Annotated in this window: 13 protein-coding genes and 1 tRNA gene; 8 read left to right on the top strand and 6 right to left on the bottom strand. The window is 59.1% G+C overall.

Features of this window, described 5'->3' with window-relative positions; translation table 11 throughout:
- The first annotated feature begins 122 nt into the window (after positions 1-122).
- Positions 123-791, top strand: a complete 669-nt coding sequence (locus FHJ80_RS12790; RefSeq protein WP_139527669.1) for a 7-cyano-7-deazaguanine/7-aminomethyl-7-deazaguanine transporter — start codon at positions 123-125, stop codon at positions 789-791.
- 16 nt (positions 792-807) lie between these two features.
- Entirely contained in the window at positions 808-1,611 is an 804-nt protein-coding gene (locus FHJ80_RS12785; protein ID WP_139527667.1) for an alpha/beta fold hydrolase, read from the top strand.
- Here FHJ80_RS12785 and FHJ80_RS12780 read toward each other — a convergent pair.
- Together FHJ80_RS12780 and FHJ80_RS12775 are read right to left on the bottom strand one after the other, a co-directional pair.
- The gene (locus FHJ80_RS12780) at positions 1,592-2,977 is read right to left on the bottom strand and encodes a 3'-5' exonuclease family protein (RefSeq protein ID WP_139527666.1); all 1,386 of its coding nucleotides are present in this window, start codon (positions 2,975-2,977) and stop codon (positions 1,592-1,594) included. The two genes, FHJ80_RS12785 and FHJ80_RS12780, sit on opposite strands and share 20 nt — an antisense overlap.
- Positions 2,978-3,022: 45 nt before the next feature.
- Positions 3,023-4,105, bottom strand: a complete 1,083-nt coding sequence (locus FHJ80_RS12775; protein ID WP_343218260.1) for an ABC transporter substrate-binding protein — start codon at positions 4,103-4,105, stop codon at positions 3,023-3,025.
- Positions 4,106-4,327: 222 nt separating this feature from the next.
- Between FHJ80_RS12775 and FHJ80_RS12770 the strand changes: the two genes are divergently transcribed.
- The 3 genes from FHJ80_RS12770 to FHJ80_RS12760 all read left to right on the top strand — a co-directional run bounded on the left by FHJ80_RS12770 (position 4,328) and on the right by FHJ80_RS12760 (position 7,448).
- Positions 4,328-6,034 (top strand): potassium/proton antiporter, encoded by a 1,707-nt coding sequence (locus FHJ80_RS12770; protein WP_139527662.1) that lies wholly within the window; start codon positions 4,328-4,330, stop codon positions 6,032-6,034.
- A gap of 58 nt (positions 6,035-6,092) precedes the next feature.
- Positions 6,093-6,183, top strand: a tRNA-Ser gene (locus FHJ80_RS12765).
- 545 nt (positions 6,184-6,728) lie between these two features.
- Complete coding sequence (locus FHJ80_RS12760; protein ID WP_281997200.1) at positions 6,729-7,448, top strand: DUF6694 family lipoprotein; 720 nt, start codon at positions 6,729-6,731, stop codon at positions 7,446-7,448.
- A 106-nt stretch (positions 7,449-7,554) separates the two neighbouring features.
- Here FHJ80_RS12760 and FHJ80_RS12755 read toward each other — a convergent pair whose 3' ends face one another.
- The gene (locus FHJ80_RS12755; protein ID WP_239295764.1) at positions 7,555-8,460 is read right to left on the bottom strand and encodes a LysR family transcriptional regulator; all 906 of its coding nucleotides are present in this window, start codon (positions 8,458-8,460) and stop codon (positions 7,555-7,557) included.
- A gap of 109 nt (positions 8,461-8,569) precedes the next feature.
- On the opposite strand from FHJ80_RS12755, the gene FHJ80_RS12750 reads away from it, so the two are divergent.
- Together FHJ80_RS12750 and FHJ80_RS12745 are read left to right on the top strand one after the other, a co-directional pair.
- Positions 8,570-10,165, top strand: coding sequence for an NADH-quinone oxidoreductase subunit L (locus tag FHJ80_RS12750; protein WP_139527658.1), 1,596 nt, complete (start codon positions 8,570-8,572; stop codon positions 10,163-10,165).
- Complete coding sequence (locus tag FHJ80_RS12745; RefSeq protein WP_139527657.1) at positions 10,162-12,480, top strand: putative inorganic carbon transporter subunit DabA; 2,319 nt, start codon at positions 10,162-10,164, stop codon at positions 12,478-12,480. The genes FHJ80_RS12750 and FHJ80_RS12745 overlap by 4 nt, the downstream gene beginning before the upstream one ends.
- A 7-nt stretch (positions 12,481-12,487) precedes the next feature.
- On the opposite strand, the gene FHJ80_RS12740 is transcribed toward FHJ80_RS12745, so the two are convergent.
- From FHJ80_RS12740 to FHJ80_RS12730, 3 genes are read right to left on the bottom strand one after another with little or no spacing between them, the layout of a single operon-like run.
- Positions 12,488-13,648, bottom strand: coding sequence for a lipocalin-like domain-containing protein (locus FHJ80_RS12740; RefSeq protein ID WP_139527655.1), 1,161 nt, complete (start codon positions 13,646-13,648; stop codon positions 12,488-12,490).
- Positions 13,645-16,122 (bottom strand): FtsX-like permease family protein, encoded by a 2,478-nt coding sequence (locus FHJ80_RS12735; RefSeq protein ID WP_176558243.1) that lies wholly within the window; start codon positions 16,120-16,122, stop codon positions 13,645-13,647. Before FHJ80_RS12735 ends, FHJ80_RS12740 begins: the two co-directional genes overlap by 4 nt.
- Positions 16,119-16,784 (bottom strand): ABC transporter ATP-binding protein, encoded by a 666-nt coding sequence (locus FHJ80_RS12730; RefSeq protein WP_139527653.1) that lies wholly within the window; start codon positions 16,782-16,784, stop codon positions 16,119-16,121. Before FHJ80_RS12730 ends, FHJ80_RS12735 begins: the two co-directional genes overlap by 4 nt.
- 123 nt (positions 16,785-16,907) lie before the next feature.
- Here FHJ80_RS12730 and FHJ80_RS12725 point away from each other — a divergent pair, with 123 nt between their 5' ends.
- A complete protein-coding gene (locus tag FHJ80_RS12725) occupies positions 16,908-17,090 on the top strand; it encodes a hypothetical protein (protein WP_139527652.1) in 183 nt (60 codons plus the stop codon).
- Positions 17,091-17,121 lie beyond the last annotated feature (31 nt).

Raw genomic sequence — 17,121 nt, 5'->3', positions numbered from 1 at the left:
CTAGATACGTTCCACTGCCTTTCATTACTGCTGGTAACGCGTATAATGCGCGCCCCAGTAGCGCTTATGGCGCTTTTTTGAGGGTTCCCTAACCCCTCTCCATTAAAAAAAGGTCAATTCGCATGTTCGCTTTAACCGACGCTCAGCATCGCCGTTGCCTCATGGTGATGGTCGCTTTCCATATCACCATCATCGCCGCCAGTAACTACCTTGTGCAGCTACCCTTCACGCTATTTGGTTTTCACACCACCTGGGGCGCCTTTAGTTTCCCATTTATCTTTCTGGCGACTGATTTGACGGTTCGCCTGTTCGGTAAAGGACCTGCGCGTAGTATTATTTTGCGCGTGATGTTTCCCGCGCTGCTGGTCTCCTACGTCGTATCCGTGATTTTTCCGAGAGGCAGCTTCGCTGGCATCGAAGCGCTTGGCGAGTGGAATCTTTTCGTGGCCCGCATTGCAGTGGCAAGTTTTCTGGCATACGTGCTCGGCCAGCTGCTGGATGTGCAGGTGTTCGATCGCTTGCGCCAGTGGGCTTGGTGGGTCGCGCCCGTTTGTTCGACGATCCTGGGCAACCTAGCGGATACGTTTGCCTTCTTCGCCACCGCCTTCTATAACAGTCCTGATCCTTTCATGGCGCAGCACTGGGTAGAAATTGCTGCCGTCGATTACGCTATTAAGCTGAGCATTAGCCTACTGTTCTTCCTGCCGCTTTATGGGCTGCTGCTGGCGTGGCTCACGCGTCGCTTGGTGGTATGGACGGGACAACACGACGCCTCACCGCGAACCGCTTAACCGATAAGGACGTAGCATGACCGACCGTGCCCCCGTGGATCTTTACGTGATGGACCTGCCCGCCGAGGCCGATGAGACAAGCCAGCCGCTAGTAGTGATTCATGGCTTGCTCGGTAGCGCCGACAATTGGCGTTCACACTTGAAAGTGTGGCAGCGAAAGCGTCGGGTGGTCGCGGTGGACCTGCGTAACCACGGACGTTCTCCCCACGCCGAAGGCATGAGCTATCGGGCCATGAGCCAGGACGTGTTAGCCGCGCTGGATAAGTTGGGCATCGAGCAAGCCCACGTGTTAGGGCACTCCATGGGCGGCAAGGTGGCCATCACGCTGGCCCGCCAAGCCCCACAGCGCTGTCTCTCACTGATGGTGGCCGACATCGCCCCAGTGGCCTATCAGCACGGCCATGACGACGTCTTCGCCGCGCTTGAGCAGGTGCGCGAAGGTCAGCCTACCAATCGGCGTGAAGCGGATGCCTTGCTGGCGGAGCATGTCGATTCACGGCCCACACGACTCTTTCTCGCTACCAACCTGGTGCGAGACGAGCAGGGCGTGATGGGCGTGCGGGTGGGGTTGGACGAGATCAAGCGCGGCTACGAGGATATCATCGGCAAGCCCGATGGGAATGTCCCGTTCGAGGGGGCAACGTTAGTTCTGCGCGGCGCCGACTCTCACTACGTTAGTGACGACATGCTGCCCGCGCTGCGTGAGGTGCTGCCGCGAGCCCGGCTCGTCACCCTCAAAAACGCCGGGCACTGGCTACACGCCGACCAGCCCGAGGCGTTTCAGCAAGCCATCGATGCTTTCATAGCGGCGCAATCGTAAGGTTATGTTGCTCTGGGTCGTTCAAAAAGCGGTTGAGAATGCGATAGGTATCCATGTCGAATTGTGGCGCGTCCCCCGTCAGCGCTTGAGCGCAGCGGTGGGTCGTGGCGCTCCCAAAGTAGCACCAATGGTCGACCACATGATACGCAATGGGGCCGCCTCGGCGGCTCTGCTCACGGATGACGATACGGCCTGGCCACGGCCATGCGCTCACCTGCAGTTTGGCCAGTGCTCGCTGCGCGCGCAGGCTATGCGCTTCCAACGGTTCCTGCTGACAGCACGCGCCACGGCATTTGCCTAGCTGTTGTGCAAAGCAACGCCCTTTGCCTTTCTCCAGGCCCAATACGCGAGGGCAAAGGCCGTGCTCTTCGGCCACGCTGCGTAGCGCTTCTTCGGCCTCTTTGGCACTCCTAAATAGACCGAACAGCTTGCCCGGCTGAGGCTGGCTGATGGCCTTGCCGCTCACCAGTGTGGGGCAAAGGGCATCGCTCGGCCAGTACCACGTTTTCAGACTCCCTTGGCGGCGTAGCTGGCGGTTCATGATGGGCATCAACGTCTTGACGAGCTGCGCTTCGCGTAGCTGAGCGCTCATATCCCCCGCGGTTTCTTCCCACTCGATATGCTGGATCTGTTGAGCAAGACGCATTTCTTTATCGTCTTGATGGTCGCGCTGAAAATGACCCAGCACTCGACTGCGCAGATTGACACTTTTACCCACGTAGAGCGGCAAACGGTTATGCCCGTAAAAAAGATACACGCCGGGGGCGCTAGGCAAATCGGCGATCTGATCGCTGGAGAGCTGCGCTGGCAGACTGCGATGGCGCTGTTCGTCGGTAAGGGCCGCCTGAAAACGCTCCGTTTCACATTCGCGTCGCCAGGTTAGCCATAGCTCCCATAGCGCGTTGGCATCGTCTTCGGCGCGGTGCTGACGTGCCCTAGGAATATCGAAATGGGCCAGCAGAGCGGTCAAGTTATGCGTGGGCAGCGTCGGGTGTAAGCGTCTTGCAAGGCGCAGCGTGCATATCACCGAAGGTTGGTAGCGATGGCCAGCGCGTTTGAACTCGTTGCGTAAGAAACTAGCGTCGAATCGCGCGTTATGCGCGACCAGGCAGGCACTGCCGAGCCATGCCAGCAGCTTCTCGGCGATGTCAGAAAACGTAGGGGCGTTGGCCAGCATGTCATCATAGATGCCGGTGAGCTGACTGATATGGGCGGGCACACTGGTCTGAGGATGAGTCAAGCAGACAAACCGGTCGACGACGTCACCGTCCACTACCTTCAGTGCCGCGATTTCGGTGATCCGGTCACGGGTGGCCCGAGTGCCGGTGGTTTCGATATCGATAAACACTAGTGGGGTATCGTGCATAGAGCTCCAGCGCGTTATGGATGTGGCAGGTAGCTAAAGCGTGGGTCAACGCGTCATGAGAAGGTGTGGATTCACCGCGAGGCGCGCTACAGGAAGCTCGTCAGAGATCGCACCAGCGTTTTGTAAATAGCGCTCGAACGCAGCATAGCGCCGCTCATCCAGCGCCGCCGGGCTTAGCGCGACGCGGCGAAGCAGATCATCCCATGTGGTTTGATGAATGGGATTATCCAGCACGGGGTGAGTCGTAACCAATAGCGACCACGCCTCGTCCGGGTGCTCGATCATCCAGTTGCTGGCTTCTTCCACCGCCAACAGTACCCGCGACCACGTTGTGGCTCGACGAGCCACGGAATCGCTGTTAGCTACGAGAATGAGTCCGTCGTGGCGGGGGATATCTAGCTCGCTGTAGCGAACGGTGTGGGTGACGATGCCATCGGCCGCCAGTTGCGCGGGCAAGCTGTGGTAAAAACCATCCGCCACGGCATCGACTCTGCTCGAACGGAGGGCATCAGCGGCATCGAAATGCACGCTTTCGGGCGCAACGAAGTCATCCACTTGGCGCACCGAGCGTGGCAGTAGTCGCTCTACCAGCACGTCACGCCCTTCGCGGGTAGAAAAGCCGTAGTGCAGGTCGGCCAGGGTGTCCTCGACGTTGGCAGGTGCGGGCGCTTCGCCCGCCACGATCACGGCGTTGAGCGGTGTCTCGATCAACGTGGCGATACGGACGATGGGCGCCCCTTCATGGGCATGTAGATGCAGAAGCGGCTGGCGAGTCAGGGCTAAATCGACCTCGCCGGCTGACAAAAGCTTGATGGCAATGGATGGGTCAGCTGGGGTCGATAGGGCGATATCCAAGCCTTGGGCGGCGAACAGTCCGCGCTCTTTTGCCACGATAAGCGCCGCATGCTGTGGGCTCAAATACCAATCTAGCATCAGCGTAAGTTGTTTGAGCGGTGGCGGATCAAGGGGCGGGGGCGGTACCACTGCCATGCTGGGAGCTTCTTCGAGTGCCTCTATTGCCCGGTCGTCATCGGCAGGCCACAGCCCCTCGGGTAGTCTTACGGTGCTATCCAAAGAGAGCGGCGGCTCAGTGATCTCTGCTTCACGCTCTTCGTTTGCGTAAGTCACTGAAAATGAAAATAATAAAATAAGGACCCATGACAGAGCTATTAATGAACGTTCACGCCAAAAAGCGTTCAACATAACCTCAACTCCCGATGGTAGGACGGCGGAGTTTAGCTGTCAGGCAAAGCATCTGGCTAGTCCCTTGCATAAACCTAGCGAACACGCTCAGTAAATTCAGCAACGACATGCAATAATAGAACGGCATTAATGTAGAGATGGAGAGACATGGACGCAATTTATACGTTCTTCCTGGTGGGTGGTTCCCTAATGGCGCTCAGCATCCTCGCGAGTCGTCTCTCTTCCATGGTGGGCGTACCGATACTGCTGATTTTCTTGGGCCTAGGGATGTTGGCCGGAGAGGAAGGACTGCTAGGCGTCGAGTTCGATGACTATTCCATGGCCTTTACGATCGGCCATCTAGCGCTCGCCATGATTCTGCTCGACGGTGGGTTGCGCACGCGTCTTAAAACGTTCCGAGTCGGGTTTCGTCCTGCGCTCTCTCTGGCGACGTTCGGTGTCTTCATTACCAGCGCCATCGTTGGCGTCATCGCCATGTGGGTATTTGATCTCTCCTTGGTGCAAGGGCTGCTGGTAGGTGCCATCGTCGGATCTACCGATGCTGCGGCGGTCTTCTCCATGTTGAGCGGGCGGGGAGTGAACCTTAACGAACGGGTAGGGGCGACGCTGGAAATCGAATCGGGTACCAACGACCCGATGGCGATCTTTCTAACACTGATGCTGGTAGAGCTGCTGGTCGGTGACATCGGCGGTGTCGGCGAAACGTTGCTGTTCTTCATTTCTCAGTTTGGTATTGGGTTGGCAGTCGGCATTGGGGGCGGATGGCTTAGCGCCAAACTGCTCCGCTGGCTGGACTTGGCACCTGGTCTTTATGCCATGCTGGCGTTGGCACTTGGCTTTAGCGTGTTCGGGTTGACCAGCGTGCTGGGAGGCAGCGGCTTTTTAGCGATTTATCTAGCGGGCCTGATGATTGGTAATCAGCCAGGCCGCCACCTCAATTTCATCCTGCCCGTACACGATGGTTTGGCCTGGTTGAGCCAAATCGGCTTGTTCTTGGTGCTGGGATTGCTGGTGACGCCCAGCCAGCTTTGGGACGTGGCCCTGCCCGCTGGCTTCGTTGCGTTGGCGTTGATCTTCGTCGCTCGCCCGCTGGCCGTCTTGATTAGCATTAAACCCTTTTTCAAATTCCGTTGGCGCGAAACCCTCTTCATTGCCTGGGTCGGCCTGCGCGGAGCCGTTCCGATCGTGCTCGCCATTTTTCCAGTGATTGGCGGAGTCGAAAACGCGTCGCTCTACTTTAATGTCGCCTTTGCGGTGGTGCTGATGTCGCTGCTGATTCAAGGCGGCTCTCTCACCCTCATGGCCCGCTGGCTGAAAGTAGAAGTACCCGCGGGTACCACGCCCAACCGTCGCGGTCCACTGGGCATCCTCCCGGATAACGACTTTGAGATGTTCGTTTATGTCGTCGAAAACGAAGACCTTGAAGACGTTCCAATCCGATTGCTGCGCTTCCCCTCGGGTGCGCTGATTTCGGCGCTGTTCCGCAATCACGTCATGCTGCATCCCAAGGGCAGCACCCGGTTGAAACTTGGCGATGTAATCTGTGTGATTGGTCGTACGGAAGACCTGGTCGCGCTCAACCGACTGTTCAATGGCGATGCCAAGCTCAAACAAGAACGCGCCTTCTTTGGCACCTTTACCTTGGACGGCAACGCCCAAATGCAGGATATCGCCCAAGCCTATGGCTTGACACTGAGCCCCGGCGAGCAGGAGATGACGCTCGCAGAGTTCGTCTCTCTCAGAGTCGGCGGTCACCCTGTGGTCGGTGACGACGTAGATTGGCACGGTATCCACTGGGTCGTCAGCGAAATGGAGGGTGGCATGATTACCCGCGTCGGTTTAAGGCTCTACTAATTTATTCAAAAGGCGTTGACTTACAAGGAGAAGATGTTAGTATACGCACCCATAAGCCGGAGGGATGGCAGAGCGGTTGAATGCACCGGTCTTGAAAACCGGCATAGGTTAATAGCCTATCCAGGGTTCGAATCCCTGTCCCTCCGCCACTTATCTCGAAAAGCCCCTGATTCGTCAGGGGCTTTTTTCGTTTCTAGGCCCCGCGCTTCCTTCCTACCTACAAGCCCTTTATAAAAGGCACCGGTCTTTCAGTGTGTCATCTGGTACGATTTTGCTCTAATCCATGTAGCAACTAACAATCCTCTGTTGAGATGATGGGAATTCAACAGGAGAATGCGATGTCTCTAACGGATAATGAGCACAAGCTTTAGGTTAATGATGTTTTGCGGACACCTGTAGGTGCGGGCGGAACATAAAAGCTAACACATGAAATTACGCATCAAACCACATCGCAAGGCTCGTGCGTCTGGCTCCGTTATGGAGATTTGACCAACGGGTGACTACATTGAGTTCATGCCAAAAGGTACACCTCAGCAACGTGTGGGGCAGTATTATTGGCAGAATGTAGGATTACAGCTCAGTAAATCCATCAAGACCATCAAGACTTATGAGTAGCTTGGCCATGAAAGTTGAGAATGTCCAAACGCGGCCATTTGGCTTATGTTGATACCTCAACCAATAGGACGGTGAGTTTATGAAACGGGTATTAGCTCTAGCGATAGCGTTGGCCATGTCAGGCATTGCCCATGCAGAACCGACCATTGACGGCTCAAACCCGCGCTATTTCGACAGGTCACTTCAAGAAATTCGCGCCTCGTTAGATGAAGCAGAGGCAGAGCGCTTTAACGAAGCCGTCGAAGCTCTGTTGATGCGTCGATCTCAGCAAGGGATGACGATTGTCGAGATCAGCGAGCTAAGTGATGATGAACTTGAAGACATGGCCACAGAGGCTCGTCGCAGTCTGCACGGCCTTAGCGGCCCTGAGGTGCTCGAACTCGCGGGAGAGCTCCCCGAGAAAAGCAAAGAGGCTGACGATCTTGACATTCCCATTGCGCAAGAAATGCTGGACCGCTTCGTTATCGAAAGCGCCGAGTACCAGTTGATTGAAGATGACTCGTTGAATGCTGCTCCCGTGATAACGTTGCGCGTGACCAACAACACTGGCGAGCCAGTCGCGAGGGCGCACTTCCGAGGTGTATTGCAAAGCCCAGGTCGTTCGGTGCCTTGGGTCGACGAGACGTTCTACTACACCATTTCTGGCGGTATCGAGCCGGGCGAAACGTTGGAATGGAATTTAGCGCCCGATAGCACTGGCCCATGGGGCAACCCATCGATTGGTGATGACGCCAGTCTAAGTATTGAGGTGCTTCGCCTGGACGATCCCTCAGGGAGCATGCTTTGGGAAAGACCTTGACGTAAATGGTGCCTAAAAACCCGCTTCGGCGGGTTTTTTTGATGCCAATTAAGCTGTCCACGATTCCTAGCCAAACTTAGCGAATTGCGTTACGTTCACTTCTGGCTCAATCCAGCAGCGATTCCCCCGTGCGTGTTAACAGCGCTTTCAAGCTAGGCGACTCGAACCGGCGCTGGATGGTAATGGCGTAGAACTCTTCCCAGACGCCGGGGAGCGCGCCGTAATCTTTGAGCGTTCCGTTATTGAGCTCGTCACGCACGACGACCGGTGGCATGACGGCGATGTGCTGGGTATCCCGCGCCAGCAGACGCATCATGGCCATGTCGTCCACCTCGGCGGCGATTTTGGGCGTGAGACGATGATGGCCGCAAAGCTGATCGAACGCGTGGCGCGTAGCGTTTTCCACGCCGGGTAAGATGAAAGCATGCCCGTTTAGCGCGCTAGGAAATATGGGCGGGGGGGAAAGATGAGGCGTGGCGATCAGGCTCACAGGCTGGCGCGCCAGTCGCTGAGAGTGCCAGGGGTGTTCGCTATCGCCGCGAACGGGCTGGTTCGAGAGCACCACGTCGAGCTTATGGGCAGAAAGCCGTCTGAGCAGGTCGTCGAGCCCACCGCTTTGCAAAATCAAATCCAAATCGTCTCGACCTAGAAGCGGCCTTACGAACCCCTCCTGAAAGTTACGCGACAGCGTGGCGACCGCCCCCACGCGAACGACCTCGCGGTGGGCGTGGCCACCCTCGGCGAACAGCGCGCTGAGCTCTTCTCCCTGGGTAAAAATGGCCTCGGCGTAATCGAAGGCGAGCCTGCCGGCTTCGGAAAGATGCAGCTGGCGCCCCTCTCGAATGAACAGCGCTTGGCCCAAGCGCTCCTCTAACTGACGAATCTGCTGCGAGAGGGACGACTGAGAGACATGCAGCGCCTCGGCCGTGCGGGTGAGATGGCCTAATTTTGCCACTTGCCAAAAGTAGTAAAGATGGTGGTAGTTGAGCTTCATGGCAGGAGATCTCAGCAAGGTGGGTCTTTTCGTTCTTTTTTAGCGAACGTTTTATCAGATATAAACTATTTTTTATATGGTGACGAGGGCGGCATAGTCTTTGGGATACGACCAAGGGAGAACGGCTATGCCTCAATTCATCGACTTCGCGGTGCTGGCACTGCTCGCGTTATGGCTACTGATTCCGGTATCGCTACTGGTAGTGGCAGGCGCGAGCGCCCGAGCTGGCACCTCCAAATCGCTAGGCCGTGCATGGAAAGCGGGCCGTCTACTGACCCTAAGTGCGCTGGTAGCGAGCCTTGCCGTGGGCGCGCTGCTTTTGATGGATGCCTGGGGGTTACCGACCGGCCTGCCCGAAACCGCCCAGCCTTTAGGATTGTACCCCGACGGTTTGGCGGTGTGGATGGCGCTGCTCATCAGCCTGCTGGGTACCGTATTACTGCGCTTTGCCGAGGGCTACTTGAAAGGTGACCGGGGAGAGCGTCGCTTTTTGCCGTGGTGTCTGGTCGTCCTCGCCAGCGTGATGCTGTTGGTGTTTACCCATCACTTGGTCGTGATGTTGATTGCCTGGGTCGGCGTCAGTGTTGCCTTGCACCATCTCTTGACACTCTATCCCGAGCGTGTGGAGGCGCAGCGGGCGGCCTGGCAGAAATTCGTCGTCAGCCGTATCGGCGATATTGCGCTGATCGCAGCGGTAGCGCTGCTCTATGCGCGTTTTGGCACGTTCGAACTGCCCGAACTGTTTGCCGCGGCTGCCGCTGGCTCAGGTGGCTGGCAGGTAGAGGCGGCCTCCGTTGCCCTGGCGGTGGCGGCACTGTGTAAGTGTGCCCAGGTGCCCATGCACGGCTGGCTAATCAAAGTCATGGAAGCACCCACGCCCGTGTCGGCGCTGCTGCATGCAGGGGTGATCAACTTGGGGGGCTTCGTGTGGCTACGTCTATTTCCAGTCTTCGATGGCTTGACGCTGGGGCACTATCTGCTCATCGCCGTGGGTGGTTTCACGGCTCTGGTGGCCGTCATGACGATGCTGACCCAAACGTCTGTCAAGCACGCGCTGGCCTGGTCGACCTGTGCGCAGATGGGCTTCATGCTGTTCGAAATCGGCGTCGGTGCCTACACCCTGGCGTTGGCGCATCTGCTGGCGCACTCGCTCTACAAAGCTCACTCGTTCTTGGCGTCTGGCCGTACCGCCCGTGCGGCTCGCTGTGAGCGCTTGCCGCTGGCCCCGATCCGTCAGCGACTGGCCCTTGCGCTGCCTGCGGCTGCGCTTGCCGCAGTGGTATTGGCCGTGTTCCCCACGCTGGTAAGCCACAACCCGCTACTCGGGGCACTGCTGAGCTTGGCCGTGGGTAGCACGCTATTGGGCATGCCCGTGGGCACGGCAAAGCGCAAGCGTTTAGCGCTATTCGTCATGGCGCTGGGGCTGGTGCCACTGTATGCCTTGCTTCACAGCATGCTCGCGCCTGCGCTACCCAGTGCGTATGCCCCCTTGACGCTGATGGCGGGCTTGCTGGGCACGCTGATGCTGGCGAGTTTGGTGCTGGCCGCCGGAGCGGTCACGCTCTTTCCGCAGGCGGCTTGTGTGGCGCGCTGGCGGGTTCACTTTAGCCAAGGCCTCTACTTGGCGCTGCCGTTCCAGCGCGCCGTCGATGCCATTGCTCCCATTCATGATTGGTCACGTCCTGCACCGCTGGCCCACGGTTTGAAAGGAGAGTGGTCATGACGTCGTCGTACCTCGATGCTTTGAAGCGTGCCACCGACGCCATTGCCCCGGTATGGCCTCTGGATCAGTGGATTGCGGTCAACCCTTGGTGGGGGCTCAAACATCAGCCCATCGAGCAGGTGAGCCAAGCGTTGAGCCGCCGTGCTGGGCAGCCAATGACCATGCCCGCCGAGTTTTATCGCCATGCATGGGAGGCGGGGCGCATCACATCTCAGGATGTGCAGCAAGCGCTGCGTCAGGGCGGCTATGCTTACAGTGAACAGAGCCTAGTCGGCTACTTGGCATCTCCGCCGAAAGCAGCCACGCCGCTGCGCAGCGCCTGGGAGGTGCTGAAAGGGCACGATGGGTTCAATGCGCTTGCAGAAAGCTGCGCCAGCTACTTCGACCAGCATCAGCAGCGCTGGTCAAATCCTACTGGGGAGTCGCTGTATCCCTTCTGGAAACATACGGTACAGCACGATTTACGCTGGCCTAAAACGCTTCGCCAGTCGCTACGGACGCTGCCCGATGAGCCCATGGCCGCGGTCGAGCAGGTCGCAGCGGATTGGGCGCTGACGCCAGAGGCCTTCGAGGCGTTGACCCATACGCTGCTATTGAGAGTCAACGGCTGGGCTTCCTGGTGTCAGGGGATTGGGTGGCACTCGGCTGATCAACAGCCGAGTGCTGGAATACACCAGCTGGCGGCCATGGCGCTGGTTTGGGAGTGGCTCGGAGTCGATCAGCTCACCACCGTTCAGCGAAGAGAATGGTTTTCCCAGTGGCAAACCGGGCAGAGCACGCTTGACCTACACGAGGCGCTGTGGTGCTGGCAGCACGCCTATGAGCTGGGGTATCAGCGCGCGCTTGCATCGGTGCTGGCGGCACCGAGTGAGCCGCTGCCCCACGTACCCAAGGTGCAAGCTGCGTTTTGTATCGACGTACGTTCGGAGCGCTTTCGTCGCCACTTGGAGAACGCCGACGCCTCGGTGGGCACGCTTGGGGTAGCCGGGTTTTTCGGCATGCCGGTCGCCGATGCGGACACCGGCCCCGAGCGGGCTCAACCCCGCGTGCCGGGGCTGCTGAAGCCCGCCTACCGCATCGGCACGCCTGATCCTCATGCACAAGGCATTCAGCGCTATCAGCAAGAGAGCCAGCGTCAAAGCGTACGCCATGCCAAATACGCGCCGCTCTCGACGTTCACGCTCGTCGAGACCACCGGGATTGCCTGGGGCTGGAAGCTGATCAAAGACAGTCTGCGCAAGCAGGCACCGGTGCCGCAGTGCGAGGCGCCCGAAGGGTTGTTTCATACCTACGACGGCGAACCGATTGCAGGCCATGACAAGGTGGCTCTGGCGAAAAACCTGCTCACGCTCTTGGGGCACCCAAGCGCTTCGCTGTTGGTACTGGTGGGGCACGATTCACAAAGTGACAACAACCCCCACCACGCCGGGCTGACCTGCGGTGCCTGTGGCGGCCAGGGTGGCGGCATGAATGCCCGGGTCGCCGCTGCGCTACTGAATGACACGGAGGTTCAGCAGGCGTTGCCACAGATGGGTATCGTGCTGCCTTCGCCATTTTTCGCGCTAGCGGCGACGCACTGTACGCTGACCGACCGGGTGCACGTCTATCACGACGAGCAGATGCCCGAGACGTTGGAAAGCGCACTGAGGGCTTTCGAAACTGCTGCCCAGCGCGCCGGTGCGGCCACCCGCTTGGAGCGTGCTCCCGCTCTGGGCGTCGAGAAACAGGGTGCCACCGAGCGCTTGGAGAGTATGGCCATGCGCGGCGCCGACTGGTCGCAGCCGCGCCCGGAGTGGGGTCTGGTCAATAACGCCGCGTTGATTCTCGCGCCCAGGGCGCGCACCCAAGGTAAAGCGTTGGATGGCCGCGCTTTTCTGCACGAGTACTACCCCGAGCAAGACCCGGAAGGCAGCGTACTGGAAGGATTGATGATGGCGCCAATGCTGGTCGCTAGTTGGATCAATCTGCAGTACTACGCGTCGACCGTGGTACCCGACCTGTACGGTGGGGGCAACAAGCTATTGCATTCGGTGGTGGGCGGTCACGTGGGCGTGATCGAAGGGAACTCCCCCCAGCTACGTATCGGTTTGCCAGAGCAGTCGCTGCGCGATGGCGATACGCTGCACCACGAACCGCTGCGTCTTACGGTGGTCGTGGATGCGCCCAAGGCGCGTATCGAGGCCATCATCGAGCGCCAGCCGGTCGTTGCCGAGTTGATTCACCACCGCTGGCTGTGGCTAACGCGATTGGGCGAAAATGGCCTGGAGCGCTACTCACCCCAAGGCTGGCAGCCCATCGCGGGCGAGCGCGAGTGAATACGGCTCATTTGCTCGTTGCGTAGCCGGTCATTTCTAGATAGCCGACTCCTAGCGCCTCTTGCGTGATGGTGTCTCGCACCGTCACATCCCCTTCCCAATAGGGCACGGTGGTCGGCATCCAGCGATTGGGATGGCGGGCCTCGATCGTGAGATCCAACCCGGCGTTGGGCATTTCCAATTGCCAGGTCGTCGGTATATCGCGCTGCGCGACGCGCTCGGTCGTAAGCGGGGCCAGGGTAATCTCCTGGGAGCCTATCTGCTCGGTGTGGCCATTCGCGTCGAACAGATGGGCAAACGAGTAGTCGCCGCCGTTCTCTCCGCCGCCCCGTAGCCGATAGGCCATTAGCTTGCGCCCATCGTTCAAGTGCAGGGAAAACCAATCCCAACCGGTCTGCTCCGCGGTGAGTAGTTGGCTACTCCACTCGCGGTCCAGCCAGCCCCTGCCGGTCACGCTCGTTTGTTCGCCATTGAGTGTGACGCTTCCTTCGATCTGTAGATAGGGCTGGCTGTAGTAATGCGACCCCTGGCCTTGCACGGTTTTGGCATTGAATCCGTTGTCGCCGTGCCACACCAGCGGGCCTTTTGCCGACAGCGTTAGCGCGTAGCCAAAGCGCTCATTGCCCTCACCGCTGTAGGCGCTAAGGGTGAAGTGCTCGAAGTTCGCGGAGGCGGGACTTTGAAAGCGCCAATCGTCTATCCAAGCTTGAAACGGCGACGCCGTGACGCCCGCCTGACCCTGGGACTGTTCACTGTGGCTGCGAGCAAAGCGTTCCGCCGCCAAATGCGTGCCCCCTTTAGATAATCCCATGTGAGCCATCCAGACTTGGTCACTGGCCCACTCAATAGGCGCTGGACGCTCATCGGGGGGCATCAGTGCTTGGCGAAAGAGCGTCCATTGAAGGCCTAGCGGCTGGCCGACGCTATCCTCCAAATTGGCAGTAAGATACCACCACTCGATACGGTAGTCGGGATGGGGACCGTGGTCGTCGGGGAAAACGAGCGGCGTCTCGGCGCTAGCCTGGGCGTAACCTTCTGCCTCCGCTCCCAGTCCGGCAAAGCCGGCTTGGGGGGACGACATGTCACTTGGCTCACTGCAGCCCACCAGCAGGGTGGCCATGCCGATCATCCACGCGGTCAGCAACGCTCGCTGGGTGCGTTTGTTCATGTGACTCCTTCGTTGAGCAACGTGCTAGGCGCGCTGCGCCAGAGTTTCCAGCAGGGAAGGATGGCCGCAAGCAGTGCCACTCCGACCGCCGTCAACAACATCGTCATGATGTCGCTGGGAAACAGTTGGAGCGGTAATCGCCAGCCAAACGCCGCGACGTTGATGACGGCCACCAACAGCCAAGTGATCGCAATGCCCAGCGGTAGGGCTAATAGCCCGGTGAGAAGCGAGAGTCCGCCTAACTGCATCAACGGTAGCACCACCAACGTCCTGCGTGGCACTCCCAGCGCCCATAGCGCGGCGAGATGACGCTGGCGCTGATGCGCCTGGGCCAGCAGTGTGGCCAGCAGTGCCAAGGCGGCCACGCCGAGGGTAAGTGCATTGAGCGCGCGGGTAATAGTAAAGGTGCGCTCGAAAATTTGCCTCGCCGTTCGCTTGATCTCCTGCTGGTCCACCAGCGCCTCACCTGACAGGCCGAACGTATCCATGAGGTCGCGACGAAACCGCGCTTCGTCTGCGTCGGTTCGCAGAGCCACCCCCACGGTAGCCAGCTCACCCGCAAAGCGTTGGGTTAGCGCGTCGACGGTCATGACGATCTGCGACTGCGGGTTGCCATAATCAGGGTAGATCGCAGCGATGGTCGCTTCCTGGCTGCCCTGTCGAGTGGCGAGTGTCAGAGTGTCCCCGGGGACAAAGCCATAGGTAAACGCCATTTGCTCGTTGATGAATACGTCGTCTTCGCGCAGTGCTTGCCAAGCTACAGAGATGCCTCGCTCGGTGGCTAGCAGGGGCCAGTAGTCGGTCAGTCTGGGTATGGGATGGATCCCGAAGAGCGAAACAGCGCCTGCTGGAGGGGCTTGATGCGCGGACGCCGTGCTCACGTCGAGTACCTCCGCCGTGCCTCTGGCGGTGGGAAGAGTGTCCAACACGCTCGCTTGTTCGTGAAGCCACATGTTGAGGGGCGCTAGGGTCGAGGGAGCGGCGTTAATGTATAGGGGAGCCGTGAGACGCTGGTCCAGCCACTCTAAAAAGGTCAGCCGAAAGCCGCCGACCATACTGCTCACCCCTAAATTCGTAGCCAGGGCGATGAGAAGTGCCATCATGGCCAGCGATAGTCGAGGAAGCTGCCGCTGCATATCGGCCACGGACCATTGCAGCAGGGCGGCGCGGCGAAAGATGCGCTGCAAGCAGCGTAGTAAGATGTCAAGAAGCGGCGGTAAGCAGAGCGCACAGGTCAGTAGCAGAGCCGCGACGAGTCCAAAACTCAGCAGTAAGCCGCTGCCGCTAGGAAGTCTGCTCAACCAGAGTGCCACCCCCAGTGTCGTGAGTGCTGCAGCGCCCCCCGCAATGGTGAGGCGGCGTAGCTGGCGCTGATAGCTGCTTCGCCAAGCGTGGTCATGGCCCAAGGCAAGCACATTGAGCGTGGCGGCACGCCATAGCGTACCGCTACCGGCAAGCAACAAGCCACCCAGTGTGATGGCGAGGCTTCCAAGCCAGTAATGCCAAGGCAGGCTCAAGGCGCTCTGCACCTCGGTGCTATAGAGTGTGTTTAGCGTACTAGCGACATCAGGCAGGAGTTTACCTGCCAGCCACAGCCCGCTGACCAATCCGGCGGCGGCACCAATGCCACCTAACACTAAAAGTTCCAACAATATGGCGGCAGTAAGTGTAGCGGCCGGTACTCCCAGTGCCCGTAGCGTGCGCATCGTCGCCAGCCGCTGCTCCATGGCCAAGCCAAGCGTGGCTTGGACGATAAATAGTCCAACGATCAGGGAAAGAAAAGCCAGTGCCGTCAGGTTGAGATGGAAGCTATCGGTCAACTGGCCCGGTGAGGCCACGCTGGCCGCCCGGGTCATTCGGTAGCCGCTAGGGGGTTGCCTAATGGCGTCTGGTTCGGCGACCAAGCTAAGCGTTGCCCGCTCGCCAAGCAGCGCAGATAGCGCGCCAATGTCCATGACCAGTGTGCCGGGAGGGAGATCATTACGCAGCGTTAAGGGCGGTAAGTGGTATCCGCCAAGGAGGGGGGTTGCGCCTGGCGCGTCCGCGCGGTTCAGCCCAATGGAGGGTAGGGAGTCCGCTGCGAGCTGTGTCTGCCAAGGAGGTGTCATGAACGCTGTGAGCGAGCTAGTGCCGTCACCGGAGGGGAGCGTGAAGGGGTCGATACCCAGTAGCGTTAGGGTGGTGCCCTGGTGGAGGATCGTGGCTTCGAGCAGCGGTGAAACAGGCAGTCCCGCCCGGCGTAGCGCTAGGTAGTCGTCCATACTCAGCGGTGCGCCGTCCAAGCGGTCGAGCTGATCGCTGCTTGCAGTGAACAGTGCGCTAGCGCGGGCATAGCTCTCTTTTGCAGTGGTGTTAATCGCCTGCACGCTGCTCCATAGCGCGCTGGCGACCCATAAACCTATTAGTAGCATCGCCAACTGCGTCGGGTGGCGCTTATAGTGGCTGAGCAGTGTCCTCAGTACGTGTCCCATCATGCGACAGCGTCCTGAAGTTGGCCCCGATGTAAACGCAGGGAGCGGTCCAGTGGCGCAGCAACGCGGCCGCTGTGCGTCACCATCAACATCGCGCAGCGGGTCTCCTTGACCAGTTCAAGCAGCAGCTCCAGCACGCGCCCTGCCGTTTGCTCGTCTAAATTGCCGGTGGGCTCATCGGCCAGCAGTAGCGACGGGCGCACGGCGAGCGCTCGCCCAATGGCAAGCCGCTGCTGCTGGCCCCCGGAAAGCTGTTCGGGGTAGTGCGCTTCACGCCCGGCAAGCCCTAACCGCTCTATTAAATGACGGCTCCATCCAGGATCTTCTTTGTTTGCTAGCCTTGCCTGCAAGCTTAGGTTGTCGGCTACGTTCAGGCTCGGCACGAGGTGAAATTGCTGAAACACCAGCCCTAACTGCTGACGGCGGAGAAGGGCACACTGGGTTTCATTGAGCTCGGAGAGTGACTGGCCATCGATAACGACTTGACCGCTATCGGGTGTATCCAGGCCAGCGGCAAGATGGAGCAGGGTGGACTTGCCACTACCGGACTCGCCCATCAGCGCGAGGCTTTCGCCGCGGGCTAGATGGAGGTCGACCCCACCCAGTACCTGGAGTTTGCCCTGAGGCGTGCTGAAGGTTTTACGAAGCCGTTGCAGAGCAAGCATAGGTGTCTCCTAGGAGAGAGGAAGCCTGACTATAGCAAAGCACAGGGAATCCTCTCGGGCGTTACGGGTCTATCGTTGCGTGCATGACCCTATCGAAAAGTTTCAAAGTCACAAGGAGCGCATATGGAAAGGATTTACGCGTGGGATCATCGACATGAGCAGGTGGTGTATCGCATTCCTGGCCATACCCATAAAGACGGTCGTGAAGATAGTGATCTATCACCGGTTTGGCTGCCTGCATCACCAGAGGAGTTGCCAAGCGGGGTGGCCGTCGATGATTTACGTAAAGTCGATGTCGACGATTAGAACTGAGAAGAGCGCTCAACCGCCGTTTTTT

It is taken from the genome of Halomonas sp. BL6, from assembly GCF_006228115.1.
Taxonomy (GTDB): domain Bacteria; phylum Pseudomonadota; class Gammaproteobacteria; order Pseudomonadales; family Halomonadaceae; genus Vreelandella; species Vreelandella piezotolerans.
Note: the sequence above shows the minus strand (reverse complement) of the source record. Positions and strands in the feature narration are given on the sequence as shown.